Here is a 226-nt window from a genome sequence, read left to right as displayed (position 1 = left end):
GTTTCAACACACAGCCGCCCGAAGGCGGCTGATCTCAATATCGGGTCGGGCGTGGAACAGTTCACGGTTTCAACACACAGCCGCCCGAAGGCGGCTGATAAGTCAAGGCTTATTTGATTAAGATATGTAAGGGTTTCAACACACAGCCGCCCGAAGGCGGCTGTCTTGCAGCTCAGGTATAAGCTCATAGGCCATAGTTTCAACACACAGCCGCCCGAAGGCGGCT

The sequence above is a fragment of the Neisseria sp. HMSC068C12 genome, from assembly GCF_001814095.1.
Classification (GTDB): domain Bacteria; phylum Pseudomonadota; class Gammaproteobacteria; order Burkholderiales; family Neisseriaceae; genus Neisseria; species Neisseria perflava.
The sequence above is the reverse complement of the archived record's forward strand: the minus strand, read 5'-3'. Positions refer to the sequence as shown.